At 49.4% G+C, this 24,318-nt stretch carries 32 protein-coding genes; 21 read left to right on the top strand and 11 right to left on the bottom strand.

Features of this window, described 5'->3' with window-relative positions; genetic code table 11:
- The first annotated feature begins 50 nt into the window (after window positions 1-50).
- Window positions 51-1,274, top strand: coding sequence for a peptidase T (gene pepT, locus WB237_RS07985; RefSeq protein WP_032666982.1), 1,224 nt, complete (start codon window positions 51-53; stop codon window positions 1,272-1,274).
- 45 nt (window positions 1,275-1,319) lie between these two features.
- Here pepT and WB237_RS07980 read toward each other — a convergent pair whose 3' ends face one another.
- The 11 genes from WB237_RS07980 to WB237_RS07930 all read right to left on the bottom strand — a co-directional run bounded on the left by WB237_RS07980 (window position 1,320) and on the right by WB237_RS07930 (window position 10,343).
- The gene (locus WB237_RS07980; RefSeq protein ID WP_336212122.1) at window positions 1,320-2,441 is read right to left on the bottom strand and encodes a ribosomal protein uL16 3-hydroxylase; all 1,122 of its coding nucleotides are present in this window, start codon (window positions 2,439-2,441) and stop codon (window positions 1,320-1,322) included.
- Between the two features lie 91 nt (window positions 2,442-2,532).
- Complete coding sequence (gene phoQ, locus WB237_RS07975) at window positions 2,533-3,996, bottom strand: two-component system sensor histidine kinase PhoQ (protein WP_336212120.1); 1,464 nt, start codon at window positions 3,994-3,996, stop codon at window positions 2,533-2,535.
- Window positions 3,997-4,668, bottom strand: a complete 672-nt coding sequence (gene phoP / locus WB237_RS07970) for a two-component system response regulator PhoP (protein ID WP_028019015.1) — start codon at window positions 4,666-4,668, stop codon at window positions 3,997-3,999.
- Window positions 4,669-4,741: 73 nt separating this feature from the next.
- The gene (locus WB237_RS07965) at window positions 4,742-6,028 is read right to left on the bottom strand and encodes a site-specific integrase (protein ID WP_336213525.1); all 1,287 of its coding nucleotides are present in this window, start codon (window positions 6,026-6,028) and stop codon (window positions 4,742-4,744) included.
- Window positions 6,028-6,243 (bottom strand): excisionase family protein, encoded by a 216-nt coding sequence (gene xisR, locus WB237_RS07960; RefSeq protein ID WP_010429804.1) that lies wholly within the window; start codon window positions 6,241-6,243, stop codon window positions 6,028-6,030. Before xisR ends, WB237_RS07965 begins: the two co-directional genes overlap by 1 nt.
- A gap of 61 nt (window positions 6,244-6,304) precedes the next feature.
- On the bottom strand, window positions 6,305-6,544 hold the full coding sequence (locus WB237_RS07955; protein ID WP_336212117.1) for a DUF4060 family protein: 240 nt from the start codon (window positions 6,542-6,544) through the stop codon (window positions 6,305-6,307).
- The gene (locus WB237_RS07950; protein WP_336212115.1) at window positions 6,531-8,435 is read right to left on the bottom strand and encodes an exodeoxyribonuclease VIII; all 1,905 of its coding nucleotides are present in this window, start codon (window positions 8,433-8,435) and stop codon (window positions 6,531-6,533) included. The genes WB237_RS07955 and WB237_RS07950 overlap by 14 nt, the downstream gene beginning before the upstream one ends.
- Window positions 8,436-8,657: 222 nt before the next feature.
- Window positions 8,658-8,930, bottom strand: coding sequence for a hypothetical protein (locus tag WB237_RS07945; protein ID WP_336212113.1), 273 nt, complete (start codon window positions 8,928-8,930; stop codon window positions 8,658-8,660).
- A gap of 68 nt (window positions 8,931-8,998) precedes the next feature.
- Window positions 8,999-9,184 (bottom strand): hypothetical protein, encoded by a 186-nt coding sequence (locus tag WB237_RS07940; protein ID WP_320688687.1) that lies wholly within the window; start codon window positions 9,182-9,184, stop codon window positions 8,999-9,001.
- An 88-nt stretch (window positions 9,185-9,272) separates the two neighbouring features.
- Window positions 9,273-9,788, bottom strand: a complete 516-nt coding sequence (locus tag WB237_RS07935) for a hypothetical protein (RefSeq protein WP_336212108.1) — start codon at window positions 9,786-9,788, stop codon at window positions 9,273-9,275.
- Between the two features lie 174 nt (window positions 9,789-9,962).
- Window positions 9,963-10,343, bottom strand: a complete 381-nt coding sequence (locus WB237_RS07930) for a helix-turn-helix domain-containing protein (RefSeq protein ID WP_336212106.1) — start codon at window positions 10,341-10,343, stop codon at window positions 9,963-9,965.
- A 106-nt stretch (window positions 10,344-10,449) separates the two neighbouring features.
- On the opposite strand from WB237_RS07930, the gene WB237_RS07925 reads away from it, so the two are divergent.
- The 20 genes from WB237_RS07925 (at window position 10,450) to WB237_RS07830 (ending at window position 24,282) form a co-directional block, all read left to right on the top strand.
- Window positions 10,450-10,701: a transcriptional regulator gene (locus tag WB237_RS07925; protein ID WP_336212104.1), complete on the top strand. Its 252-nt coding sequence runs from the start codon at window positions 10,450-10,452 to the stop codon at window positions 10,699-10,701.
- Window positions 10,701-11,153, top strand: a complete 453-nt coding sequence (locus WB237_RS07920; protein WP_038419760.1) for a toxin YdaT family protein — start codon at window positions 10,701-10,703, stop codon at window positions 11,151-11,153. Before WB237_RS07925 ends, WB237_RS07920 begins: the two co-directional genes overlap by 1 nt.
- A 22-nt stretch (window positions 11,154-11,175) precedes the next feature.
- Window positions 11,176-12,093 (top strand): helix-turn-helix domain-containing protein, encoded by a 918-nt coding sequence (locus tag WB237_RS07915; RefSeq protein WP_336212100.1) that lies wholly within the window; start codon window positions 11,176-11,178, stop codon window positions 12,091-12,093.
- 2 nt (window positions 12,094-12,095) lie between these two features.
- Window positions 12,096-12,836, top strand: coding sequence for an ATP-binding protein (locus WB237_RS07910; RefSeq protein ID WP_336212098.1), 741 nt, complete (start codon window positions 12,096-12,098; stop codon window positions 12,834-12,836).
- A 17-nt stretch (window positions 12,837-12,853) separates the two neighbouring features.
- Window positions 12,854-13,528: a DUF1627 domain-containing protein gene (locus tag WB237_RS07905; protein WP_336212096.1), complete on the top strand. Its 675-nt coding sequence runs from the start codon at window positions 12,854-12,856 to the stop codon at window positions 13,526-13,528.
- Window positions 13,529-13,728: 200 nt separating this feature from the next.
- The gene (locus WB237_RS07900) at window positions 13,729-13,980 is read left to right on the top strand and encodes a DUF977 family protein (protein ID WP_442892484.1); all 252 of its coding nucleotides are present in this window, start codon (window positions 13,729-13,731) and stop codon (window positions 13,978-13,980) included.
- 183 nt (window positions 13,981-14,163) lie between these two features.
- Window positions 14,164-15,960: an HsdM family class I SAM-dependent methyltransferase gene (locus WB237_RS07895; protein ID WP_336212094.1), complete on the top strand. Its 1,797-nt coding sequence runs from the start codon at window positions 14,164-14,166 to the stop codon at window positions 15,958-15,960.
- The gene (locus tag WB237_RS07890) at window positions 15,957-17,042 is read left to right on the top strand and encodes a BsuBI/PstI family type II restriction endonuclease (protein WP_336212092.1); all 1,086 of its coding nucleotides are present in this window, start codon (window positions 15,957-15,959) and stop codon (window positions 17,040-17,042) included. Before WB237_RS07895 ends, WB237_RS07890 begins: the two co-directional genes overlap by 4 nt.
- A gap of 152 nt (window positions 17,043-17,194) precedes the next feature.
- Complete coding sequence (locus WB237_RS07885; protein ID WP_336212090.1) at window positions 17,195-17,515, top strand: hypothetical protein; 321 nt, start codon at window positions 17,195-17,197, stop codon at window positions 17,513-17,515.
- Between the two features lie 173 nt (window positions 17,516-17,688).
- On the top strand, window positions 17,689-17,856 hold the full coding sequence (locus WB237_RS07880) for a hypothetical protein (protein WP_336212089.1): 168 nt from the start codon (window positions 17,689-17,691) through the stop codon (window positions 17,854-17,856).
- A 139-nt stretch (window positions 17,857-17,995) separates the two neighbouring features.
- On the top strand, window positions 17,996-18,292 hold the full coding sequence (locus tag WB237_RS07875) for a Ref family recombination enhancement nuclease (RefSeq protein WP_336212088.1): 297 nt from the start codon (window positions 17,996-17,998) through the stop codon (window positions 18,290-18,292).
- The gene (locus tag WB237_RS07870; RefSeq protein ID WP_336212086.1) at window positions 18,285-19,943 is read left to right on the top strand and encodes a DNA cytosine methyltransferase; all 1,659 of its coding nucleotides are present in this window, start codon (window positions 18,285-18,287) and stop codon (window positions 19,941-19,943) included. The genes WB237_RS07875 and WB237_RS07870 overlap by 8 nt, the downstream gene beginning before the upstream one ends.
- Window positions 19,936-20,292, top strand: coding sequence for a RusA family crossover junction endodeoxyribonuclease (locus tag WB237_RS07865; protein ID WP_336212084.1), 357 nt, complete (start codon window positions 19,936-19,938; stop codon window positions 20,290-20,292). Before WB237_RS07870 ends, WB237_RS07865 begins: the two co-directional genes overlap by 8 nt.
- A complete protein-coding gene (locus WB237_RS07860) occupies window positions 20,289-21,086 on the top strand; it encodes an antitermination protein Q (RefSeq protein ID WP_336212083.1) in 798 nt (265 codons plus the stop codon). Before WB237_RS07865 ends, WB237_RS07860 begins: the two co-directional genes overlap by 4 nt.
- 173 nt (window positions 21,087-21,259) lie before the next feature.
- Window positions 21,260-21,856, top strand: a complete 597-nt coding sequence (locus WB237_RS07855; RefSeq protein ID WP_336212081.1) for a hypothetical protein — start codon at window positions 21,260-21,262, stop codon at window positions 21,854-21,856.
- Window positions 21,857-21,942: 86 nt separating this feature from the next.
- On the top strand, window positions 21,943-22,284 hold the full coding sequence (locus WB237_RS07850; RefSeq protein ID WP_336212079.1) for a phage holin, lambda family: 342 nt from the start codon (window positions 21,943-21,945) through the stop codon (window positions 22,282-22,284).
- Window positions 22,271-22,756: a TIGR02594 family protein gene (locus tag WB237_RS07845; protein ID WP_336212076.1), complete on the top strand. Its 486-nt coding sequence runs from the start codon at window positions 22,271-22,273 to the stop codon at window positions 22,754-22,756. The genes WB237_RS07850 and WB237_RS07845 overlap by 14 nt, the downstream gene beginning before the upstream one ends.
- A 50-nt stretch (window positions 22,757-22,806) precedes the next feature.
- Complete coding sequence (locus tag WB237_RS07840) at window positions 22,807-23,316, top strand: hypothetical protein (RefSeq protein ID WP_336213522.1); 510 nt, start codon at window positions 22,807-22,809, stop codon at window positions 23,314-23,316.
- 206 nt (window positions 23,317-23,522) lie between these two features.
- Entirely contained in the window at window positions 23,523-23,711 is a 189-nt protein-coding gene (locus WB237_RS07835) for a hypothetical protein (protein WP_325847208.1), read from the top strand.
- A 346-nt stretch (window positions 23,712-24,057) separates the two neighbouring features.
- Window positions 24,058-24,282 (top strand): hypothetical protein, encoded by a 225-nt coding sequence (locus tag WB237_RS07830; protein WP_325847207.1) that lies wholly within the window; start codon window positions 24,058-24,060, stop codon window positions 24,280-24,282.
- Window positions 24,283-24,318 lie beyond the last annotated feature (36 nt).

The raw sequence follows: 24,318 nt of genomic DNA, 5'->3' as shown, positions 1-24,318 counted from the left end.
GCGTTTTGATGCTTATTGATAATGTTGTCACAAAAAGTGAGGGTGACTGCATGGATAAATTACTTGAGCGTTTTTTACAGTACGTTTCGCTGGATACCCAATCTAAACCGGGTGTCCGCCAGGTGCCGAGCACCGAAGGCCAGTGGAAGTTATTAAACCTGCTTAAAGAGCAGCTTGACGCCATGGGGCTGGTTAACGTCACGTTAAGCGATAAAGGCACTGTGATGGGAACGCTGCCTGCAAATGTCCCGGGCGATATTCCGGCGGTTGGTTTTATCTCCCATGTCGACACCTCTCCGGACTTTAGCGGCAAACACGTGAACCCGCAGATTGTTGAAAACTACCGCGGCGGTGATATTGCGCTGGGCATTGGTGATGAAGTGCTCTCTCCTGTAATGTTTCCGGTTCTGCACCAGTTACTCGGCCAGACGTTGATCACCACCGACGGGAAAACGTTGCTGGGGGCGGATGACAAGGCGGGAATCGCGGAAATCATGACCGCGCTGGCGGTACTGAAGGGCAAAAATATTCCACACGGTGATATTCGCGTGGCATTCACGCCTGATGAAGAGGTCGGAAAGGGGGCGAAACATTTCGATGTGGAGGCCTTCAACGCGAAGTGGGCTTATACCGTCGATGGTGGTGGTGTAGGTGAGCTGGAGTATGAAAACTTCAATGCCGCATCGGTGACGATCAAGATTGTCGGGAACAATGTTCATCCAGGCTCCGCCAAAGGGGTGATGGTGAATGCGTTGTCGCTGGCATCACGCATTCATGCGGAAGTACCTGTAGAAGAAAGCCCGGAGCAGACGGAAGGCTATGAAGGTTTCTATCACCTGACCAGCATTAAGGGCACAGTCGACAGCGCGCAGATGCACTACATCATCCGCGATTTTGACCGCAAAGCGTTTGAAGCGCGCAAGCGTAAGATGATGGAGATCGCGAAGAAGGTCGGGAAGGGCTTGCACCCTGACTGCTATATTGAGCTGATCATCGAAGACAGCTATTACAATATGCGTGAGAAGGTGATGGCGCATCCGCATATTATTGATATCGCCCAGCAGGCGATGCGCGATTGCGACATTGAACCGATCTTAAAACCGATTCGTGGCGGCACTGATGGATCCCAGCTGTCATTTATGGGTTTGCCTTGTCCGAACCTGTTTACCGGTGGCTACAACTACCATGGCAAACACGAATTTGTGACGCTGGAAGGGATGGAAAAAGCAGTGAAGGTGATTGTGCGGATAGCGGAGTTAACCGCGAAGCAGTAAGACATTGCCCGGTAAGCGAAGCAACACCGGGCAAATGCTTATGACTCAGTCCTCAAAAAACCAGTATCCGCTGTTTACAAGCGCAGAGAGCATCGCGAGGAAAGAGGGATCTTCCAGCGCATCGCCGAAGGTATCAGCAGTTAGCACCAGATGGCTGGCGATGGCGTCGAGGGCAGGACGGTGTGGTGAATCCAGCTTCTCGCCATTGACGAACACATCTTCGCCAATACGCAGAACGCGCAACCCGCCCAGACGAACCAGCTTGTCGCCCTGTTGCAACGCATCATAAATTTCATCGGCCTGATACGGCGGTTCTGGCGGCGCAACGTCCAGCTCATGACGCGACTGGCTGATAAACTCACCAAACCACTGACGGAAATGTTCGGGCTCGTTGATCAAATCCAGCATCATGCCGCGCAGTTTATCCAGCTCTTCTGGCAGGATATCAGCCGGATGCTCGCGCGCTGGGACATCGGGATCGCTGTAACGATAACTGCCCAATTCGCGTTGCAGAACATAGTCAGCAAAGCCGCTAATCATCTCGCGACCGCTTGGCGCACGGAACCCGACAGAGTAGTTAAGTGAGTTTTCCAGCGAATAACCTTCGTGCGGGAATCCAGGTGGAATGTAGAGAATATCCCCCGGCTCCAGCTCTTCGTCGATGATCCCTTCAAAAGGGTCTACCTGCAGCAGGTCCGGATGAGGGCAGTGCTGTTTCATTGGCACTTTTTCGCCCACACGCCAGCGGCGGCGGCCAGTCCCCTGAATGATAAATACGTCGTACTGATCCAGATGCGGCCCCACACCGCCGCCAGGTACAGAGAAGGAGATCATCAGATCGTCCATTCGCCAGTCGGGCAGGGCACGGAACGGACGCATTAATGCGGCAGTCGGCTCGTGCCAGTGGTTGACCGCCTGTACCAGCAGTGACCAGTTGTTTTCACCCAGGTGATCATAGCTTTCGAATGGACCGTGGCTGACCTGCCATTTCCCGTCCTGGTGGCTGACCAGGCGGCTGTCGACTTCGTTTTCCATGGCCAGACCGGCCAGCTCGTCAGGCGAGATGGGATCGATAAAATTGCTGAACCCGCGTTTCAGAACCACCGGGCGTTTTTGCCAGTAACGTTCAATAAACTCGGGCCAGTTAAGTGTTAAGTGATAGTCCATATTTTTTTATTCCGCAGGCTCTTACTGACTCGGATTATAACGGAAGCTCAGGAGCCTGGGTGCGAGATCCTCGCATTTTTCACATAACGGGTTAACTATCGTTCGATATGGGTTGCTGACGACCAAAAACCACTTCCATTCTGGCACCGCCAAGTAAGCTGTCACCGGTTTCGATGTTGCCATCGTACTGGTCCACAATCTCACGTGCGACGGATAATCCCACGCCCTGCCCGGGACGCAATGTGTCGGCACGCTGGCCGCGATCGAACACCATTTCACGTTTATTACGTGGAATACCCGGACCGTCATCTTCAACAATAATGTGTAGTTCGTCCTCTGTCTGACGCGCCGACACCTCAACAAACTCCAGGCAATACTTGCAGGCGTTGTCGAGCAGGTTCCCCATCACTTCCATGAAATCATTTTTCTCGCCGACGAAGCTGATCTCCGGCGAGATATCAAGGCTGATATTTACCCCTTTTCGCTGGTAAACCTTGTTCAGCGCGGACGTGAGGTTATCCAGCAGTGGCGCTACCGGATGCAATTCGCGGCTTAATAACGCGCTACCCGAGCGCATACTGGCGCGATGCAGGTAGTAGCCAATTTGCTGAGAGATACGACTGATTTGCTCAAGCATCACTGGCTCGGCATCATCGACGCTGAGTTTTGAACTGCGCATTGAACGCAACGTACTTTGCATTACCGCCAGCGGTGTCTTGAGGCTGTGTGTCAGGTCGGTAAGTGTGGTGCGGTATTTGTCATAGCGTTCGCGCTCGCTTTTCAGCAGGCGGTTTAGGTTCTGCACAAGGCTTGTCAGTTCACGCGTGGTTGCCGGGTTGAGCTTTTCACGGTGATGTTCTTCAAGTTCGCGAACCTCTTTCGCCAGTGATTCGATGGGGCGCAAGCTCCACCACGCCGCTACCCACAGTAGCGGGATCACCAGCAGCAGATTCGCGGCCAGAACATAGATGAACCAACTCCAGACCATATAAGAACGTTTTAGTTCGACCGGAATGGTGTCGATTACCACGATAGTCAACTGCGGCATGTTCACCGTCGCCGGATAGATATTGATTGCAACGGAATGGGTCATTTCCGTTTCGGCATCATCGGCGCGGATCTCATTCAGTTTCTGTTGCAGAGAGCGATCTTCACGAATCAGCGAGCTGGTGATATTGAGATCGGCTTCAATTTCATGAAATCCGTTGGTTTTAAGCCACTCAGGGCGAATGCTGTTGACCAGCCAGGGAATATCGCGCTGTGCCCAAAGCAATTTTCCCTTTTCGTTATAAATCAGGGCCAGCGTTGGACTCTGCTGGTTGAGGTTTTCCGGCATTTCAACGGTGATTTTGTTGTTTTCCCACTTTGCCAGGGTATAAAACAGATTACTTTCACCGCGCAACAGCCGGAAAGTCGTTTTATCGAAGCTGACGCTGTAGCCCACCAGCGCCACCATACCGTACGAAAGCGACAAGACCAGGACAACGGCGGCCGTTGCCAGTAAAAAACGAACCCGTAGCGAGAGGGGCAGTATGTGGCGCAAAATCCGTCTCATTTAGCGTAATTCGAACAGGTAGCCCTGACCACGGACGGTGGTGATCACGTCCTGTGGGTACTGCGCCTGAATTTTCTTACGCAAACGACCCATCAACACATCAATGGTATGGCTCTCGCGCAGTTCAGCATCTGGATAAAGCTGGAGCATTAAAGAATCTTTGCTCACCACTTTGCCATTGTTACGGATCAGCGTTTCCATAATGGTGTATTCGAAGGCAGTCAGCTTGATCACTTCATCGTTGATGGCTAATTCTCGTCGGGAGAGATCAACCTGGAATGGAGGGATAGAAATGACCTGCGAGGCCAGCCCGCTGTTGCGGCGTAACAGTGCCTGCATGCGCGCTGCCACCTCTTCAATGTGAAACGGCTTGGTGACGTAATCATCTGCACCCGCACTGAGCACTTCAACCTTGTCCTGCCAGCCTTCACGGGCAGTCAGAACCAGAACCGGGAGAGAAACATCATGGCTGCGCCAGCGACGAATTAACGACAAACCGTCTTCATCAGGTAACCCTAAATCGACGATGGCGATATCCGGCAGGTGTTCATTGAGATAATAATCGGCTTCTTTTGCATCTTCGGCATCGTCCACCTGATGTCCCATCTCCTGAAGTTGTACTTTCAGGTGATGGCGTAGCAATGCATTATCCTCAACAACCAATACGCGCATCATCTCTTCTCCCTAAATTAATGGTATGAATAGTTTAACGCTGATTATGGAGTTTGAAACCAGCGTCATGAAATTAAATGACTTTTTTAATACTCCCAATACCTTGGGGGCGTCCTGGGGGCAAAGCTGTTGGCATCTTATTGTTCAGCATGTTGACCTGGTCCTGGTTCATATCGCCGATCCACTTTGAATAAACCTCATACACCATGCGCGCATCCTCATGGCCCATCTGGCTGGCGATAAAGGAAGGGTTAGCACCAGCCATAAGCGTCCAGCACGCGAATGTGTGTCGGGACTGATAAGGATTTCTCTCACGTATTCCCGAAAGTTTAGTGCCTCGTTTCCATCCATACGAAATCGAGTTTTTGGAAAAAAAACTCTCATTCACTTCCGATTTCTTTTCAGGAGAAAACACAAAACGCAGATTTTGTGGCTCGGTTTTGCCGATTTCCCGGTGATGGAAAATGATCTGCTGTCTTGGGTAATTGCCGGTGATTTCGAACTGCTCGAGCAGCGCATCATGAGCAGGCTTAAGCAGAGTAATCGTTCTGATGCCAGCATCTGTTTTCGGCGGCACAAACACCCGCTTGTTCGTCAGACTTCTTGATACGTGAATCTCACCTTTTCTCAGATCGATATCCTCCCACGCCAGAGCACAAATCTCGCCGGGTCTCATTCCCGTGTGGACGGCTACAATGATGATCAAAGCCAGCTTTCGGGGAAGGGCGGCAATCAGTGCCTGGTACTCATGAAGTAGAAGCGGATCGGGGTCTGCCTTAGATAGCTTAAGCCTAGATACGCCCTCATAAGGAGCGTGTAATATAAACTGACTTCGATTCGCAAGCTTCAGCATTTCTGATAAAACCGCCATCTGTTTATTGACTGTTGAGGGCGCGCGTCCCTTTTTAACCAGATTAGGCATTGAGGGGTTTAATACGCTGCCGGTCAGCAGCTCTTTGCGGTAATTCAGAATATCGGCGTGCTGAATATCAGCCAGGGGGGTATTTTCCCCCACAACACGTTTCAGGGTGTTAACGGCAGATGTGAGTGAATGCAGCGTAGCCCCCGACACCTCCAGTGACTTTGTATCAATGAAAAAATCGCTCAGCTCTTTAAATGTCGTGATCCGCTTGGTTGATGAGAATTTTTTAAGCGCCTTTGATTCAGGGAATCGCGCCGCGTAGTCGAACTGGCCGAACTGGATCTCACTCACGATGATGGCGCGAAGGTTTCCCGCCTTCTTGATGTTGCTGCTGTTAACCACCCAGCCACGGAGAACTTCGCGGCAGCGAATGCCGCGATAGGTAAACGTGATCCTGATTTTTCCGTTATGAAGCTCAACGCCGGTTGGAAAGTTCATCATGCTTCCTGAATAAATCTATTAATCAGCGGAAAGTTGTACCAGACCAAAGCGCGTTTGCTTTCTCCACCGGGTACCGCGGGTACTCGCTTAAAATGAACCCCTTCAATCCAGCATCCGAGGCGATAAGCTTTTATTTGCCTGTCATCCAGCCCCGTTTTCTCCGTGAGCTTTCCCGCCACCATCCACTCTTCATCAAAAATGATTTGCGCCATGCTTAACTCCATGACGCCGCCACGATACCGCAGCGGCAGATAGTATTTTGATTGTCAAAAATCACCGACCAAGTCCGGGTAGACATTGGAGACTCCTAGCATGGGTCATAGCCGTGGCCACGTAACTACGTGGGCGGTTTACAACCTCAACCGTAATTTTTCTCCCCTGGATCCTGATGGTGTAAAACGTCTGTTTGTCGCTGCGACCATGCTCGCCATATTTCTCAAAATGGCATTTAAGCGCGGCGGCACATGCTGGCCCGCCGATGCTGTCTCGTTTGCTCCGGTTAATCAGACGCACAGGAGCCTTCCTGATAGGTGATAACACTGTGGGCAAGCCCGGAAGCCATAGCCGGTAATTCCTCATACTGATTGCAATATGCCGGGTTGGAACATAAGCCCTGCAGTGCTGCAATGGTCAGCTGTTGCAGGTAGGTAACAGACGTAAACGGCGCGGATGTTTCAGGCGCTGGTTCGGGTTCGGTTTTCGGCTTTGCAGTAACGGCTGGCGGATCTAGCACGACAGATTTTGGTGGTTCCGGACGGCGGTATTCCACGATCGCATCAAGAGCGATTTTCTGGCGAACGCTGACATCATCAGACCATTTATCAAGGATGCAGGCTGCCAACATTTGAATTTCATCAACCTCAAGATCTGGAGAGAGGCAAAATTCAGTTGCTGCAATATCCGCGATCATTAAGGTCACGAGGTACGCGACTGAATGCCCCGTAATCATTACATCGCATTCAACTTCCTCAGGAGATAGTTCCCGGGTGCGACCCGACATCAGATCGTTAAGGGCGTAGGCAATTTCGATTTCCCGCTCGCTCATTGCCGGACGATTTTCCGTTTTTTCGACCTCATTTGAGGGGGGATTATTAATCAGTGCATCAACAGAGAAGACTCCGCCGCCCAGGTTCTCCACCCGCGGCTGATCACCGGCTTGCTTTTCAGGTGTTTTGCTCTGAGCGAATGCCTCGTTGAGTTCTTTGTTGAGTTGCGCAGCTTTGACTGGGCAAATTGCTGGTGGCAGAGTTTCGCCCGATACAGTCGATTCGGTTTCATCATTTTCATTTTTCTCAGCATTAGTGCGAGGTTTAGGGCGACAGGCTATATCAACCGTTTTCCGGTCAGGTTTCGCATGGTCACATTCAACCAGCTCGCGATTGATGTACTCACGCAAGGCTACAGGATCCATCCAGAGGTCTTCCGGAGCGGATTTAATCAGTGCGATGATGGCCGCGCGTGAATAGTCCAGAATTCCTGGGGTAGCCCGAAGCTTTTTCCACCATGCATTAAAGCGGGTGTCCTGTTCTGATTCAGCCATTGCTTTGGCAGGGATGAAGAATTTATTTGGGATAGAGTAGATGTCGATCTCGTCGTACATGCTCAGAATGGCAACAGCCACTTCGATACGCAGCGTAGAAAGGTTATGAACCAGATCCGGGCTGCGGTCTGTCTTGTTGTCACCGCCCAGCGTGGAACCGGTGTCTGTACGGTTTTCTTCTGAGTTAGTGCTGGCAGACTGAGGTCGCTTATCAACTGGTGTATCGATCCATTTAGCGATCTGCTTTTTGATGTCCGGCCACTGCGCAGTTTCTTTGGTGTTCTCACGTAACCAGGAGAGCAATTGCTCCTGGCGTTCCGGCGCCAGCTCAAGCGCGCGGCGCTCTTTTGCCAGTGCTTCAGCAAGCTCGCGGGCAAAGCTGGGTTCATCATCATTCTTCAAATCGACGATCTGGCCATACTGCGCTGAAGTGATTCCAGGGACCGGGCCGAATAGTGCCAGACAAGCTGCGCGGGATGCCTGGTCGAGCTGCGCAACGATTTTAATTTCTTCCTGATTCTTGTTGTCCTCCCGTTCTTCCTTTGCTTCAGTTTCTGGCTGTGGTGCAGCAGCTGGTTCACCGCGGTTGGTATTCCAGACAACGTGATCACCAAAGAAATCAGAGCTAAACACATCAAGCTCAGGGCAGGGGAGATCATCATGGTGCTCCCAGATTTTCACCTTAAAATAATCATCAATATGTTCAGGATGTTCAGCCGCAAGCTTACCGAAAATAACGGCCTCAGCGATGGTTTTTGTGGCCGCATTAACTGCGGTGGCAAGTGGTTTTAAATCGGGATGTTTTTTTAATGCTTTATCTTTTGGGAAGTAAGCACCACCAAATACTTTTAACTCAACAGACATAATAACCTCGTTTAATATTTGAAAAATGATGTTGAATGAAATGGCTTGCGGATGCCGCGTTTTACCTTTCTTAAAGCGTCACGCCTTTCTCTTTTTTCATAGCATTGCTCACATAAATAAATCGTGCGCTTAAAGGGGTATATATCTGTTTTCCTTTCATGCATTTCCAATTTATTATATTCGTGGCAGCAAACAGCGCAATGACAGGTGGTGTCTTCCATATCAGTTAAGATATTGGCGCTTGTGGTCGTAATAAGACATGCCACAAGCGTTCTGTGCTTCTGAGAAATTCACAGACAGCAAGCTAATGTGCTTAACAGCGCAAATCGGGCAATGAAACTCACCGAGTACGTAGCCACCGTCAAGAACAACGGTTACAGGGCCTGAAGATGGCAAATGAACCACGCCTGAAATAGCACCGTTAATATTAAAGGTAGCAATTTCTTTATTTACGATAACAAGATTCAGCTCAACGGTTGTAACGCTAACTTTCATTTAGAACTCCTTGGTTCAGGGTGTTAAAATCCCTGCCGTTTAAGGCATTGGTTTTTAAATAGAAAGAATTAAATTGCTTTTAAATTATTCCGCCATTCCTGATGCGGCTGGCGATGCACAACAAAATTTCTGTATTTACGTAATACTTTCCAGGCGGCATGACAACCGGCTACATCACGAAGAAATACTGAAGTGACGAGCTTTCCCTGTGCCCAGGCAATTTGTTGTTCCGGTGTTAATTGTGTCTTATCCATTTCTGAATACTCCACTTTGCACTTCACAATAAAAAGGGCGGTATAAGCATGGACCACGGGAACGCATATACCGCCAAGCGATCAAATCTTATTGCGCCTGAAGTATTTGACGCGGAGCTAAATTGCTTTCCCATAGTCGGAGAGCTGTAGCTTTTGCCCAGCGGTACCATTCACGGCCTGCTTCTTTGTAAGAATTCCCGAGGCGAACAAGTTCCCAGGTTTCTTGTAAAAAATCGGGTTCTTTATTTGCGATTTGCTGCCGGGCTTCGATCATAATGTCGATTGCTGCGTTGATTTCCAGAGCTTCGGCGTGGGCCTCTCCCATATCAAGTTCTTCTGCGAAGGAGTTGGTGATTTTCATCACACCATCCACGAACTCGATCATTTGCGCAGGGGTAACCGAACAATCAATCGACTCTTCACCTACCAGTTCGTAGCCATCCTCCCCGTCAGTGAGATCGATGTTAAATGCAGCAAAGCACCAGTCTGCTGATTTGTTCGGACGGGCTAGCATGTCCATTCCGTTAGCAAGGCGGGTCCCAGTTGCTTCTTCTGCGATCTGAAAGCCATCGCGGCGCTGATAAATCATGAATTTTCTTTCCATCACCTATCTCCTCTTCACCCTTATCGCCGGGTAGGCGGAACGTTTACCTGTCGCACCTGTTGTGCTTCGATGTGACAAGTATTCGTTATAGGCTAACATATGTCAACCTTTGGCTATCATGCGGGTAAAAAAATACCGCCATGAAGGCGGTATCTATTTGATGTAAATAATAATTTATTTTTTTCGGGTTACTGGATCTACGTGGTCTGCAAAAAATTCCTGTAATTGCTTCAGTCGCATCTGAAAAGCAGCCAACATGTTCCGCTGCTCTACTGGAGGTAACTCTCTGTAAACTTTAAGCAATTCCTGCTCATCATCACTGACTTTATTCTCGCTATCTTCTGTGCCAGTCAAAATCCAAACCAACGACTCACCAGTTGCAGCAGCCAGCTTGGCTGCTGAGTCTTTACTGATGGTGCCGCGCTTGAACCAACCATTTACGGAAGATCTGCTCACCTCAGCTATGCGCGCCATATCTGCACCGGACAGATGGTTTCGCTGCATGAGTTCTTCCAGCCTGGCTGCTAGTGGTGTGTCGTACGTTTTCTTTTTCATTCACTAATTATAAGCCTTTGGCTAATTCGCTCAATTTCTCTTTTAGTTGACAAATGTACGCTTGCGGCTAACAATGGTTTCGAGTTACCTAACAAAGGATCTTTCAATGACAGGTTTAGACAAGGCCATCAAAGCGATGGGTAATCAGCGACGCTTGGCGCTTGCGCTCAACATGAGGCCGTCTTCTTTGAATAAGTGGGTCAAACAATACATGGGGCGTGTTCCGCCAGAACGACTTATCCAAATTTATGAATTAACAGGTGTAACCCCACACGAGTTACGACCGGACTTGCATCCAACCCCTACCAGTGGAATTCCTGTTCAGGATATCCCACGCGAGCAAAAGGAGTCTGACTGATGGAAATCAAAAAACTGGCATGTGAGCTGGAGTCCTGGGCGCAGGAAAAGGGCTGGAAGACGGTGACGCAGCTGATAACCCCGCATCACTTTGGTGATCTGCTTCAGTCACTGGATGACGTATCGGATCCGGACGAGTACGCGCGGCGTCTGCACAACAACAAACAGATTATTCAGCGTGCGTTCCGCAACGATACGCCGAACTACCTGAAACAGGCTGAAGCCCTGAGCTATGCCATCCGTACCGCCATTGATAACGAACTGGCGCAGAAGGACTGCCTGCATTACCGGGCGGCCAGGGTTAACAAAGAGTGTATCGAAGCCACCAATGCGGTCTTCACCGGTAAACCACAACCAGTAATCCGACGCGAGACTCTGGAAGCGATCGACGCGCTGGCGCAGTTGGTCGGCGTCAAAGTGAAGCTGGTTTCGACTTGTTCGAACGCAGCCTAGTTCAGTTGTATCGAGGTGTTCTATGAGCATGGAACTGATGGTTCAGGCGATGAAGGTCAAAGTAGGAAACCCGCTTCGTAAGCTGGTCCTGCTTAAGCTGGCCGATAACGCAAGTGACCAGGGCGAGTGCTGGCCGAGCTATCAGCATATCGCTGATCAGTGTGAGATCAGCCGTCGTTCCGTCATGAATCATGTTGCCGCGCTTTGCGAGTCTGGACTGATGCGAAAAGAGACCAGATCGGGGCCGAAAGGTAACGGCAGTAATTTCTACCGACTAACCCTGAGCGGTGCAAATACCAGCGTAAGGGTAGTGCAGGAGATTCACCAGGATGGTGAAGCAAATTCACCAGGGGCTGGTGCAGGAGATTCACCAGATGGTGCAACACTTTCACCAGGGGATAGTGAAGGAGATTCACCCAGAATCAGTCACTCTTCTGAATCAGTCAAAGAACCAGAAAATAATTCTTGTCCGGACGCTTCGCTGTCGGACGAACAGCTGACCAAAGATGCGTTTTTAAATCGTCATCCAGAGGCCGTGGTTGCCCATGCAGGAAAACGGCAGTGGGGAAGCAAGGAAGATCTGACCTGCGCTCAGTGGATGTGGAACCGCATCGTCAAGCTTTATGAAAAAGCCGCTGAGACAGACGGGGAACTGGTGCGCCCCAAAGAGCCTAACTGGGCTGCATGGTCCAACGAAATCCGGCTGATGTGTGCCATTGATGGCAGAACACATAAGCAAATTTGCGAAATGTTTTCGCGTGTACAGCGTGATCCGTTCTGGTGCCGAAACGTGATGTCGCCATCAAAATTGCGCGAAAAATGGGATGACTTAATTCTACGGCTGCCATCGGCAGGGGCGGCTCAGAATCAGGCTGGTTTCCGGGATATCAATCGGATCTCCCGTCCTGACAGCATCGTTCCACCAGGATTCAGGGGGTAAGCATGCAAAACGCAGGTTCCATTTTCGATCGCCTTCGCCGCGTAATTCCGCAGGGCGTAGAACCCAAATTCAAGAGCGCCGCAGAGCTGATGGCCTGGCAGCGCGAGGAAGGGCTAAAGCGTGCCGCTGAGGTGGACAAACTCAACCAGCAGGCACGTGCAGAGAAAATTTTCGGGCGATCCGGGATCCAGAACCTGCACCGCAGCTGCAGCTTCGCGAATTACACGGTGAACGGCGATGGCCAGCGCCACGCCCTGAGTATGGCAAAGAGCTATGCGCAAAATTTTGGAACCGGCTTTGCGAGTTTCGTTTTCACCGGAAAGCCGGGCACTGGCAAAAACCACCTCTCAGCAGCCATTGGAAATTATCTGCTGAAACAGGGGCGAACGGTCCTGATTGTGACGGTTCCGGATCTGACCCTTCGCGCCAGGGCCTGTTATGACGAAGGGCGTTCTGAAGCCGCGCTGCTGGACGACCTCTGCAAAGTTGATCTGCTGGTGCTCGACGAAGTCGGTATTCAGCGCGACAGCCGCGGCGAGAAAGTTTTGTTGAACCAGATTATTGATCGCCGCCTGGCCGCAATGCGCCCGGTTGGCGTTCTGACCAACCTGAATTACGACGCGCTGGTAGAAACCCTGGGTGAAAGGGTTGTTGACCGCCTGCGCATGGATAACGGCATTTGGGTGAACTTTGACTGGGAGAGCTATCGCGGAAACGTTAGCCACCTGAGACCTGTTAAGTAAATTTTGAGGAGAAAATTATGGAATCTGTAATCGACGCACTGAAAGCCATGAAAAAAGCGACATATCGTGAGGTTGCCGCCCGTCTTGATATTGAACCCGTAGAAGCGCTGAACATGCTGCGCGAGCACAAACAGCAGGGTTTGTGTGATTTCTTCGACGGGGCATGGTCAGTCGGTACCGCGAAAGAGCAGGCCAGGGAACTGGCAAAAGCGCCAAGTGTGGCGTCAGTGCATCAGGCACCGCGTCTGAAAGGTGATATACCGACAACTGTTGATCCGGATGTTGTCCGCCAGCTGCTTGGCAAGAACGGGGCGATGACCACCGCTGAGTTGGCTGAAGCTGTCGAACGTAATTCCCGCGGCATGGTCTCTGTAATGCTGTCTTTTGAGCGCCAGGGCGTGGTTATCAAAAACGGCCAGGGGAAGGGCGTGACATGGTCTCTCCCTGAAACCGGCCAGGCCGTAGCCGATACAGTCGAATCTGCACAGCCAGAAAAAACAACTGCCGAAATTATTGAGACTATACCGGCATTCACCTCTCGCCCCGATGACCTGATTATTCCGTCCTCCCGTTATATCTCCAGTGAAATTCGCCGCACGAAAGCGAAGCTGTCTAATCTGCAGCGTCTTCAGAGTGCCGTTCGCGAGCTGCGCCGCCATAAGCATCTGCTGGAGGGGCTGGGGAATGACTGATTTACCGAAATGCCCTGTATGCGGCATGTCTCCTGCACTGAGGGTTCGCAGCCGGGGAATGAACTGGGGTTCGGCAGAGGTACGCTGTTCGAACGGTTGCCCTGGCGTCCGCGCGGGATTTTCGTTTCCGCCTGATGGAGAGGCAGCGGCCAGAAAGGTGCTTAAAGAAAAATGGCAAAAGCTGGTGGGAGGGCTTAACGATGCCAAGACCAAAAACGCATGAAGAGCGCACCACGATTATAAATCGGATTATCGAGTTGGTGAAAGAGGATGGTCGCATCACGACGAAAGATGTCGTTGCGATGTTCGACCTGCATCGCACAACCGCTGAGAAATACATACGAATAGGTGTTGAACGGGGTGGGTTGATTCGTTACGGGCGATGTGGGGTGTTTCGGGACTTACGTGCGATCATTGACTTTGATCTTAAACGTTATACGGCAAAAAAATAGTTTAACTATAAAGCATCAGATGCATAAGTCGTATACCTATAGCCTTCTGAATGGCTAAAGAATAACTTAATTAAACGTCATCTTGGTATGTGATTGGTTATGCGCATGTTATTCTGCTTGGCAACTTTTCAGCGTTACCATCACATACCATGGCCGCATACTTGATTTTTTGGGACTTTAATTATGAGTGCGCAACTATTTGATTTTTTAACAGAAAAAGAGACAACTATTCTGCAAAAATATCAAACGTGCAAAGCCATGGCTAGAAACTATGCTAATGCCATAAAGACAGACCAAGAGCGTTTGATTTATGCCCGATCGTACTGTTCCACCGTTGTGGCCGCTTACTGGCAAGCTCTGTGCACAAAGTACAGGAGTGCTATTCGGATTCGAACGGTGCCAAAAACTGTAGATTTCTGCCAACTTTCTAGTGAAGTCAAGAACTTGGCTTCAGCGACAGGTGAAATGATTACTCGTTTCCCTCCTGAGGATGCAGGCTATCTGATTGGTTCGATTTACACTGTCATGCTACCGGTTGCGTATAGATCGGAAATGGGGGCTTATTATACCCCTCCTCCTTTAGTATCAAGACTGCTGGATCTGTCAGAAAAAGCAGGGGTAGATTTCGCAAAAGCAAGTGTCATCGACCCTGCGTGTGGGGGAGGTGCTTTTCTTGCTCCAGTTGCATTAAGAATGCTTAGCAAAGAAAAAGGTAGTTCACCCGAATGGATTTTTCGCCGCTTAGTAAAGAGGCTAAAAGGTATTGAACTCGATCCTTTTGCTGCATGGATGAGTGCCGTATTGCTTGAATCGGTTTTAATTAAGCTTTGCATCAAAGCTAAGAGAAGATTACCTGCTGGTACCATCATCGTCGGTGATGCGCTAAAGCAGGAGCATGTAGGTACCTTCGATTTGGTTGTAGGCAATCCTCCATATGGAAGGGTCACTCTTGAGCCAGATATGAGAAGTAAATTCTCTCGTTCATTATTCGGCCATGCAAATCTCTACGGCTTATTCACTGATCTAGCAACGAGATTTGCTTTCAAAGACACAGGGGTTGTTGCATTCCTGACACCAACCTCATTCTTAGGCGGTCAATACTTCACTGCATTGAGAACACTGCTGACTGAAGAAATGACACCTATTTCGTTTGATTTCGTTGCTGACCGAGATGGCGTTTTTGACGATGTTTTGCAAGAAACTATGCTCACTGTTTTTAAAGCAGGTCAACATAATAAACAGACAGGAGTGTCTTTACTAATTCCTAAGGGCCTTAATAAGGCTAAAGTAGAGAAAATCGGTACTGTATCTATAGAAAAAGGCGGTAAAACTTGGCTATTGCCGCGTGGTAAGGATGACTTACTTTTCTTGAATAATTTGAAAAAAATGCCTACCCGCTTGGTTGATTTAGGGTACTCTGTTTCAACTGGGCAATTGGTTTGGAATAGGCTTAAAGATCAGTTACGTGCTACGAAAAATGCCAACTCATACCCGCTTATTTGGGCAGAATCTATTACGCCTGCTGGTTTTAGTTTTAGCGCTGTACGTAAAAACCATGTTCCATATGTTGAAGTTAAAAAGAAACAAGAGTACCTCATAACTTCCTCAGAATGTGTTTTAGTGCAAAGAACAACGTCTAAAGAACAGAACAAGCGGATCTTAGCTGCTCTCTTGCCTCAGAGTTTTATAGATAAATCAGGTGGAGTGGTTATTGAAAACCATATTAATATTGTGTATTCCAATGGCCTGCTAACTAAAATTGACTCAGGCGTTATTGCGGAGTTGTTAAATTCACGAGTAGTTGATAGAGCATTCAGATGTATCAGTGGGAGCGTTGCTGTATCTGCTTTTGAGCTTAACTCAATCCCTCTGCCTGCACCTGAGCAACTTATTGTTATAGATAACATGCTGGCTTCAGGTGCTGAAAAGGATGATATCGAAAAAGCGATCGCCAGCTTCTATGGAGTAATTTCTTTATGAGCTTATTTAGCGTTCCATCAATGAGCATTATTTTGGAAAGGTTGCCGAAGATTTTCCCGGAAGGTACAGAAAATCGTAACTATCTCATCAGAGAAATGGCCGGAAAGACAATTTTCGTCATGTTTTATGCTGGGGCGATTGAAGGGGAAGGAAGGTGGATTCGCCCCAATCAAGTAGTAAACATGGGAGACTCCCAGACAGCAAAAACTTCTGAAGATGAGAGGCTTCAATGGATCGAAAATTCTCTTAAGAGTAAGAAAAAAAGATTTCAGCCTGCTGATGCTTGGTACGCTGAGAATACTCGTGAGCCTATCCGTGATGAGACACTCAAGAATGGACTCATTCCATGTCGGGCTGTTCTAAAACGTGAAGGAATCCCGACTACTTCTTCCGCACCTCGTTACTGTCTTAATAAGGCTTTTGCAAATCTCTTTGATGAAAATCTCTCAGGAGATGAATTGGAATTAGCTATTGATAACTGGCAGAAAAGTTACTTAAACAAAGCAGCTTTATCAAGGATTAGATTACTAAAATCAGGTGCTGCAATTGCGTCTGATGCAGTGACGGTAACATTTCCAAACGGCGAGATGCGGATACTTGCGCCGGGGCCGTCAAGTGTAATAGCAAAAGCTGTTATCGAAAGTTTTGCATTAAGATTTCTCAAGAATCCAGCAGTTCTTTGGTTGTCAGAATCTGGTAATAAAGTTGTTGCACGGGATGAAGTTTTGGCAACTGAGTTGGGTTTGGTTATTGAACCTTCGAAAGCATTACCAGATATCATTCTCGTGGACTTGGGAGATGATGAAGATGGTACAGATATGCTTGTCGTATTTATTGAAGTTGTTGCTACGGATGGACCCATCAATCGCGAACGTAAAATCGTGTTAACTCGATTAGCTTTAGAAGCAGGATTCAGTGAGAAAAATCTTGCTTTCCTGACAGCATTTTCAGATCGAAGTGTTGCCCAATTTAAAAAGGCAATCACTGAATTAGCTTGGGGGTCATATGCGTGGTTTGCCTCGGAACCGGAGCATCTCATCGAGTTAAGAGACAACTTGCCCATGAAGCTGTCTACGAGATAGTCAACCGTATAACTGGTTTTCAAGACCCGCTTCGGCGGGTTTTTTTATGCCCAATGTCTAAAATGATTTAACAATTCGTGCTGTTAAGCCGTTGATCAATCTTACTCCTGAGTGTACTGTATAAATATACAGTTTATTGTTCAGGAGGCTTTATGTCGTATACATCTTCAGTGCTCGCTAACACAGATACACCTATGACGCTTGCCAGTCTTTGCCGCTTAGATGCCAAATACCGCGCAATCGAAATCTCACCGGGATTTGTTGTCGTAGATATAACCCGCCACCCCCAGCCGGGAGATACTGTTGCGTTCTCGTTCTGCGGCGGCATGCAGCTTGCGAGAGTGCAGGGCAAGTCATTAATTACCCCTGATGGTGAAGTGATAGAAGGTGATGCACTGGACGATGTGCGGGTGGCCGGAGTGGTTATCTTTTTGATTAAAGAAATCAACAACGACGAACTGCCAACAATTTAGCCCCCGCCATTTCCCTCACGCAGTTGAAGCTACTACCGATCGGTGACATAGATGATCTATGCAACCTATTAGACATCAGGCTAAGCGGAACCGTTAATGAGGTGAGTGTGAAGGGAGAAAAGGGACGGCCCCGATTCCTCGGGGGATAGCTGAATTGAATAGGATTTTTCGTTATGAATGAGCAAGAATTAATAGCTGCCGTTCGCCCCGCTGGACGTTATGAGGTGGTGACTCGAGACGATGGTTCCTTTATCGTGATACCCATCCCGCTTGAAGCAATATTGATTACCCGCGAATCTCTTGAGCACCATTCCGAGCGCTTCCGCAACACAGACAACTGATTTATAATAATCAAGCTGGCCTGAACAATCAGCACCTGTCGCACCATCACCGGAGAAAAGTGATGGCGCAAAGAAACACCAAGAATTATCCACACCGCCCCGTCGTGCGCGGTGTTTCTGCTTATGCTGGTGGTCCAGCATGAAGAAAGCAGATAGCCTCCATCTTTCGCGTGTGGCCGCACTGGGCTGCATCGTGTGCAGAAATCAGAACCTGGGCGAAACGCCAGCGGAAATTCACCATATCCGAACCGGACATGGAACGAGCCAACGCGCTGACCATCGAAAATCAATTCCCCTGTGCCATATGCACCATCGCAACGGCGGTTACGGTGTAGCGATTCATGCTGGCCGCCGTGCGTGGGAAATGAAATACGGCACTGAAACAGAGCTGCTGGTCCAGGTTCTCTATTTGCTGGGAGAGCCTACCGATGAATAACCCAGTCAGTTACGGCTCAGTGTGTAGCGGCATCGAGGCCGCCAGCGTGGCGTGGCATTGTCTGGGCTGGCAGCCAGCATGGTTCGCTGAGATAGAAAAATTCCCCTCTGCTGTTCTGGCGTACCGCTGGCCGGACATCACCAACCTGGGCGACATGACCAAAATCGCCGCGGCAATCCGTGCCGGAAAAATCGACGCACCCGATGTGCTGGTGGGGGGAACCCCTTGCCAGGCGTTCAGCGTAGCGGGTATACGTAATGGGCTGGCTGACGAACGCGGCCAGTTAACTTTGGCTTTTGTGGAACTGGTTAATGCTATCGATGAAAAGCGCAGAGAACAGGGAAAACCTCCCGTCATCGTCGTCTGGGAAAACGTCCCCGGCGTATTCAGCAGCAAAGATAACGCTTTCGGATGTTTTCTTGCAGGGCTTGCCGGCGAAAGCTGCGCGCTGGAATCACCAGGGAAGCGATGGTCAAACGCTGGTTATGTGCTGGGACCAGAAAGAGCTATTGCCTGGCGAGTGCTCGACGCTCAATTTTTCGGAGTGGCCCAACGACGCAGACGTGTGTTTGTTGTCGCAACAGCTCGAGGGGATATCGATCCCGCAAAAATTCTTTTTGAGTCCGAAGGCCTGCGCCGGGATACTGCGCCGCGCAGAAATTCGCCGGAAGAAGTTGCCGGAACTTTTAAGGCTCGCGCTAATTCAGGTTGCTGGGGACAAGATGTAGAACTTGCCGCTGGTGGCTATATGCAAGTGGTTGGTAGTCACTGGGATAATCCATTGAACCCACACCCAACACTGAATCAGTCATTCAACACTGGCGGTATTGGTGCAAGTAACCAGGAATTATTCAGCCAGCGCGGAAGCGGGATTGTCGGCACGTATGCAAACACTAGCCGCACACTTTTGGGAAAACCTCATTGCAGCATGGCTGAAGATTTAGAAACTTTTGCCATACATGGAACCCAGGACCCGGGTACTCTTCACGATATGGCTCACACCCTGGGCCGCAATCACGGGCAAGAAAACGCGGTTATCGCATTCAGTTCGAAAGATAGCGGCCATGATGCAGCCAGCGACATATCACCAACGCTTCGCGCAGGGAATAGCAGCAACAGCAATCAGAACGCTGGCGCACCTCCAGCAATAGCTTACGGCATTCCAGGAAACTGGATAGGCCGCGCTCCGCAAAACGGAGGAAATGCAGTAGAGCCTATGCATGATGTGTCTCCATGTCTGACCGTTGCTGATTGTCACGGCGTTGCATATGGCTTTAAGGCGGGGCAGGGGGCAAAAGCTCACGGCATAGGATACGCAGCCGAACAAGCCCCAACATTGACAAGTGCGAATAGTGGGAGCAATCAGGCTCCTGCAATGATGCAAAATATGGCCGTTCGTCGCCTCACGCCTGTGGAGTGCGAACGTCTGCAGGGTTTCCCGGATAACCACACTCTGATCCCGACACAAAAATGCAAACAGATTACCGCTGAAGAATACGCCTACCTGCGCCACCACCGCCCCGAACTGACTGCAGAGCAGGCTTTCCGGCTTGCCGCTGATGGTCCACGTTATAAAGTGATCGGCAATTCAATGGCGGTGCCGGTTATGCGCTGGATTGGCTCCCGCATCCAGGAGGCTCTGCGTGCCTAAATACATCATCACCCCAGTAGGAAAACCCCGCATGACTCGCCGTGATAAATGGAAACAGCGTCCGCCGGTGATGCGTTATCGCCTGTTTTGCGATGAAGCCCGTCTTCATGGAATCCAGGTACCGGAGAGCGGGGCCCATATCACTTTCGTTTTGCCGATGCCGAAGAGCTGGAGCAAGAAAAAACGCGCAGCTATGGACGGTCAACCTCATCAGCAAAAGCCCGATCTGGATAACTTAAAAAAATCTCTGTTGGACGCCTTGTTTGAGGATGATTCCCACATTTGGGACGCCAGGACATCAAAAGTATGGGGCGAAACCGGAATGATAATTATCGAGGACATAAAATGAAGCTGGAAAGTTTACCGAAGTATTTCTCACCAAAATCGATGTTACCCGGTGCCGTTCCCTGCGGTAAAACAGCTGATACTCTGACCATCACAGATGTAATGGCTTCACTTGGCCTGCTTACATCAAAAGCTGCTGTTGGTATTGAGCTTTATCTGGCGAAAGCTGGGGTTATGTCGTCGGATAATATCATCGCCTACATCCATCAGTTGGCACTGCAACGGGCGGAACGGCATGCACCATTGCGTAAAATGCCAGAAGAGGACAGGGTTACGTTCATCAAAACGCTGGCAAGATACATTTTCCGCGATTATTCGCTGAGCGCGGCCAGCCTGATCACGTGCAGCAGCTGCGCCGGGGAGAAGTTCATAGCGGCAGAGATATTCACGAATAAAGTTACTTATCCGGATGGTAAGCCACCAAAATGGGTTAGAGACACTAAAGGCATATCTCCATCGGACTGGGAGGTATGGAAAGAGGTACGCGAACAGGTCCGTATTGTGTGTAAGACCTGCACCGGCAAAGGGCACATTAAAAACGAGTGCCGTTGTCGAGGTCGTGGTGAGGTAGTGGATAAGAAGAAATCAGAGTTGCAGGGTGTACCGGTCTATAAAAAATGCCCACGCTGCTCCGGTAGGGGATATCCGCGACTGAAAGATACAGAAGTGTTTAAAGCTCTGGGTATCACCGAGACCACGTGGCGCCGCAACTATAAACTCTTCTTTGATCAGCTGGTTGAGCACTGCTACATAGAGGAATCATTTGCTGAAAAGGTGCTTAGCCAAGTAACTCGATAACAGGTACGGCCATCACGCCTGCGGGTTTATTTAATTTCTGGGGGTTGCAAAACTGGCGGAAAATGGCTAATGTCTTTCCAACGCTGGGTTATTACGCCCATGACGTTACAAAATTCAAAACCTCGCTTCGGCGGGGTTTTTTGCTATGATGCCTGTGCAACCAAGGAGGCTTCATGGATTGGCAAGTTGTACCTTTCTCATGTGAAAAATCAACTGGTGTGTTAAAGCTGGCTTTAGAAAAGCTTCCGCCGATTGAAATTAATTCTGCTTTCCCTGTCGAAACCCTGATTACTGCCCTTGCTGGTGTATTGGCAGCAGCGATTACAGGCTGGGTCGCATATAGAGCAATTCAACAGAACTTTGCATTGGCGAGACTGCAAACCCAGTTAAATGCAAATAAAGAGTTGGCCCAACTAATCCGAACGGCAGGCGCTGAAGTCGTGACGGATGCAATAATGTTAGCTACGACATTTGAACAGTGGCATTTGGTAGGCAAAAAAGATGTTTCATTATTGTCTAAAGGCATTTTCCCCGACGAAATACAGAAGCCAATGAAATCAGCGGAGATTAGCAAAAATAAATTTCTCCTACTGATTAGACCGGATGAAGAAGGTTGTAAGCTTGTTGGCTTAACAGCGAATTTACAACAGGCTTTAAGGAAGTGTTTTATAAAAGGGTATTTTACACCTGAAGAAAAACAAGAGTTTATAGATTCTCAAAATAATTTTATATTTGGTTGCCACGAATATATAAATTTAAGGCTAACGTAATAATCCATCTTTTCCATCAAGGCTGCCATCCGGTGGCCTTTTTTATTTCCTCCACACAGCACCCGCCCACAGCGAGGTGAGAGACGATGAAAATGCCACACAATCCAAACAACTGGCCTGACTGGCTCGAACTCTTTCAGAGCTGGTGGCGCGGAGAAACACCGCTGGGTGCCGTACTGATGGCATTCATCATGGCCGCGCTTCGAATCGCCTACACGGGCGGAGGCTGGAAAAAGATACTTCTCGAAGGTCTTCTGTGCGGGGCGCTGACCCTGACGGTCGCCTCCGGGCTGGAATACATGGAATGGCCTAAATCGCTGTCGATTGCTATTGGCGGCGGTATCGGCTTTATCGGTGTTGAGCAGTTCCGTCGTTTTCTGCTTGGCATATTAAACACCCGCCTGGGAGGTGGTAATGCAGCAAAATGATTTACGCTGGCTGGTTGAAGGCCGCAAATATATCGGGCAGATGGAAATCAAAGGCCCTCGCCATAACCCGCTTATTCTCCAGTTCTGGAAGGACATTAAACGAGGCGGTATCAAAGATGACGAAACCCCCTGGTGCGCTGCTTACGTCGGGTCAATGCTCGAACGCGTCGGCATCCGGTCAACCCGATTCGAATCTGCAAAATCATACCTTAGTTGGGGAGTACAGCTTCGCGAACCAGCTTACGGATGCATTGTTGTATTCAGTCGCGACGGCGGCGGGCATGTGGGGTTTGTCGTTGGACAGGCAGATAACGGTGATTTGATGGTGCTGGGCGGTAATCAGTCTGATGCCATCAACATTCGTGCATTTTCCCGTTCCCGCGTCACCGGCTATCGCTGGCCTGTTAACGAACCTCTGGACAGCAGACCATTGCTGGTGATGAGTGCCGCCAGTTCGGTAAAAGAATCATGATCCCGTTACTCCCTGCTGCGCTGAAATCGTCATGGCGCGTGTGGGCAGTGATGCTAATCATAGTTGCCGCGGTGGGGATAATTGCAATCCTCACCATACGACTGGCACACACCCAGGCAGATAATCGCGTTCTGGCATCTGACAACCAGCTACAGGGGAAGGTTATCGCTACCCAGGCGTTCAACTTCAACCGGTTCAATCAAATCGCTGAGCATGCCAACAGGCTGAATTCCCTGATAGACATCAGCACTGAAGAAACCGTCATCAAATACCGGGAGATTCTCCGCCGTGAAAAAACCTGTGATCTGCCTGTTCCTCCTGACATTGCTGGTGGGCTGCTCGAATACGCGCACCGTTTACGTGCCAGTGCCTTGCACACCGATACCAACAGACCTGACGCAGCCAATGATAGTACCGCTACCGCCAACGCAATAACGTACTGCCAGGCTGTGCTCTGGATTAAGCCGCTGCTGGCCGCCATTGAGAAGGGCAACAATAACTTTGCGGGAATCCGTGATATTGAGCAGCAGCGTCAAAAACCATCGGGAGCCGTGCAATGAGTTACACACGATGCACCTTTTGCGGTTCGGTTTTACACACCCGTGAGAATTGCCCCCACACGTGGAGCGGCAGCGCTCGCCGGGTGCACATGCGCTGCAGTTACTGCGGTGCAACAGGTCACAATTCTAACGCCTGTCCGCACAACGCCAGCAGCTCTAACCGTCGTCATCTTAACGACGATTTCTATATGGACTGAGGATAAAAAATGTCATCTCCAATCATGAAGTATTTCGCATATCAGCATCTACCAGCTCACCTGCAGGAAGTGAGTAAGCCAATCGGCGATCTCGCGGCACTGATGGACGAAACTCTGCCAGACAGTGCGGAAAAGTCAGCAGGCTTACGCAAACTGCTAGAGGCTAAGGATGCACTGGTACGTGCCAAGCTTGGTTAATCATTACAAAGCTCACCTGCTGGTGGGCTTGATAATGCCGTATTGCTTAAGAAGCCATAGATTACAAGCAAGGGATAGAGTATCAATAAGGGGCTGCATTAATGAGGATAAGGCGTTAGAAAGATCAATGAATTCGTTAATGGTCACAATAGTTACCTCCAAAAGTTGAAAGGATGGTTGCGCCTCGTTGTGAGGCATCTATTGTGTCGACTAATTATGAGGTGAGATTTTCAGTCTCTTATAGGTGACAAAATCGAGACCCTTTATCGGTGATAGGTATTACAACAGGCAAGCACTGAGTTCCTGTGATAAGGTCATTGTCATTGCAAGCAGCGGAATGATTCATATGAGAAAACTCATCGTTTTTTTTAATGGCATTGATCCATACGTTATCGAAGTAGGAGAGCATCTTGATACTCTTCGTCTTGAGTACCCCGACAAGACGAAGGTAGATCTTCAGATCATGTCGTACAGATATCCCGGAGAAGATGTAATTGAGGTATGTTTTTACGTTACTGATCGCCATCTAAATCAACGTGAAATTGTTCAGGCCAAAGAAAACTTGCTCTAATCTTTGCCTTGAATATTTCAGCAGCCCCGCTTAAGC

Origin of the sequence: Enterobacter sp. P82 (genome assembly GCF_037053385.1) — a bacterium.
Taxonomy (GTDB): Bacteria; Pseudomonadota; Gammaproteobacteria; order Enterobacterales; family Enterobacteriaceae; genus Enterobacter.
This window is presented reverse-complemented; position numbering and strand designations above follow the sequence as displayed.

Excerpts from the sequence above, each read along its gene's own strand:
- WB237_RS07845 (WP_336212076.1), top strand. The coding sequence starts at position 22,271 with ATGCAGCAAAATGATTTACGCTGGCTGGTTGAAGGCCGCAAATATATC.
- WB237_RS07840 (WP_336213522.1), top strand. The coding sequence starts at position 22,807 with ATGCTAATCATAGTTGCCGCGGTGGGGATAATTGCAATCCTCACCATA.
- xisR (WP_010429804.1), bottom strand. The coding sequence starts at position 6,243 with ATGGCGCAAATCATTTTTGATGAAGAGTGGATGGTGGCGGGAAAGCTC.
- WB237_RS07830 (WP_325847207.1), top strand. The coding sequence starts at position 24,058 with ATGAGAAAACTCATCGTTTTTTTTAATGGCATTGATCCATACGTTATC.
- phoP (WP_028019015.1), bottom strand. The coding sequence starts at position 4,668 with ATGCGCGTATTGGTTGTTGAGGATAATGCATTGCTACGCCATCACCTG.
- WB237_RS07980 (WP_336212122.1), bottom strand. The coding sequence starts at position 2,441 with ATGGACTATCACTTAACACTTAACTGGCCCGAGTTTATTGAACGTTAC.
- WB237_RS07895 (WP_336212094.1), top strand. The coding sequence starts at position 14,164 with ATGAGTGCGCAACTATTTGATTTTTTAACAGAAAAAGAGACAACTATT.
- WB237_RS07855 (WP_336212081.1), top strand. The coding sequence starts at position 21,260 with ATGGATTGGCAAGTTGTACCTTTCTCATGTGAAAAATCAACTGGTGTG.
- phoQ (WP_336212120.1), bottom strand. The coding sequence starts at position 3,996 with ATGAGACGGATTTTGCGCCACATACTGCCCCTCTCGCTACGGGTTCGT.
- WB237_RS07965 (WP_336213525.1), bottom strand. The coding sequence starts at position 6,028 with ATGAACTTTCCAACCGGCGTTGAGCTTCATAACGGAAAAATCAGGATC.
- WB237_RS07920 (WP_038419760.1), top strand. The coding sequence starts at position 10,701 with ATGGAAATCAAAAAACTGGCATGTGAGCTGGAGTCCTGGGCGCAGGAA.
- WB237_RS07915 (WP_336212100.1), top strand. The coding sequence starts at position 11,176 with ATGAGCATGGAACTGATGGTTCAGGCGATGAAGGTCAAAGTAGGAAAC.
- WB237_RS07950 (WP_336212115.1), bottom strand. The coding sequence starts at position 8,435 with ATGTCTGTTGAGTTAAAAGTATTTGGTGGTGCTTACTTCCCAAAAGAT.
- WB237_RS07870 (WP_336212086.1), top strand. The coding sequence starts at position 18,285 with ATGAATAACCCAGTCAGTTACGGCTCAGTGTGTAGCGGCATCGAGGCC.
- WB237_RS07910 (WP_336212098.1), top strand. The coding sequence starts at position 12,096 with ATGCAAAACGCAGGTTCCATTTTCGATCGCCTTCGCCGCGTAATTCCG.
- WB237_RS07900 (WP_442892484.1), top strand. The coding sequence starts at position 13,729 with ATGCCAAGACCAAAAACGCATGAAGAGCGCACCACGATTATAAATCGG.
- WB237_RS07835 (WP_325847208.1), top strand. The coding sequence starts at position 23,523 with ATGTCATCTCCAATCATGAAGTATTTCGCATATCAGCATCTACCAGCT.
- WB237_RS07930 (WP_336212106.1), bottom strand. The coding sequence starts at position 10,343 with ATGAAAAAGAAAACGTACGACACACCACTAGCAGCCAGGCTGGAAGAA.
- WB237_RS07945 (WP_336212113.1), bottom strand. The coding sequence starts at position 8,930 with ATGAAAGTTAGCGTTACAACCGTTGAGCTGAATCTTGTTATCGTAAAT.
- WB237_RS07875 (WP_336212088.1), top strand. The coding sequence starts at position 17,996 with ATGAAGAAAGCAGATAGCCTCCATCTTTCGCGTGTGGCCGCACTGGGC.
- WB237_RS07905 (WP_336212096.1), top strand. The coding sequence starts at position 12,854 with ATGGAATCTGTAATCGACGCACTGAAAGCCATGAAAAAAGCGACATAT.
- WB237_RS07940 (WP_320688687.1), bottom strand. The coding sequence starts at position 9,184 with ATGGATAAGACACAATTAACACCGGAACAACAAATTGCCTGGGCACAG.
- WB237_RS07860 (WP_336212083.1), top strand. The coding sequence starts at position 20,289 with ATGAAGCTGGAAAGTTTACCGAAGTATTTCTCACCAAAATCGATGTTA.
- WB237_RS07925 (WP_336212104.1), top strand. The coding sequence starts at position 10,450 with ATGACAGGTTTAGACAAGGCCATCAAAGCGATGGGTAATCAGCGACGC.
- WB237_RS07880 (WP_336212089.1), top strand. The coding sequence starts at position 17,689 with ATGAATGAGCAAGAATTAATAGCTGCCGTTCGCCCCGCTGGACGTTAT.
- WB237_RS07850 (WP_336212079.1), top strand. The coding sequence starts at position 21,943 with ATGAAAATGCCACACAATCCAAACAACTGGCCTGACTGGCTCGAACTC.
- WB237_RS07935 (WP_336212108.1), bottom strand. The coding sequence starts at position 9,788 with ATGGAAAGAAAATTCATGATTTATCAGCGCCGCGATGGCTTTCAGATC.
- pepT (WP_032666982.1), top strand. The coding sequence starts at position 51 with ATGGATAAATTACTTGAGCGTTTTTTACAGTACGTTTCGCTGGATACC.
- WB237_RS07890 (WP_336212092.1), top strand. The coding sequence starts at position 15,957 with ATGAGCTTATTTAGCGTTCCATCAATGAGCATTATTTTGGAAAGGTTG.
- WB237_RS07885 (WP_336212090.1), top strand. The coding sequence starts at position 17,195 with ATGTCGTATACATCTTCAGTGCTCGCTAACACAGATACACCTATGACG.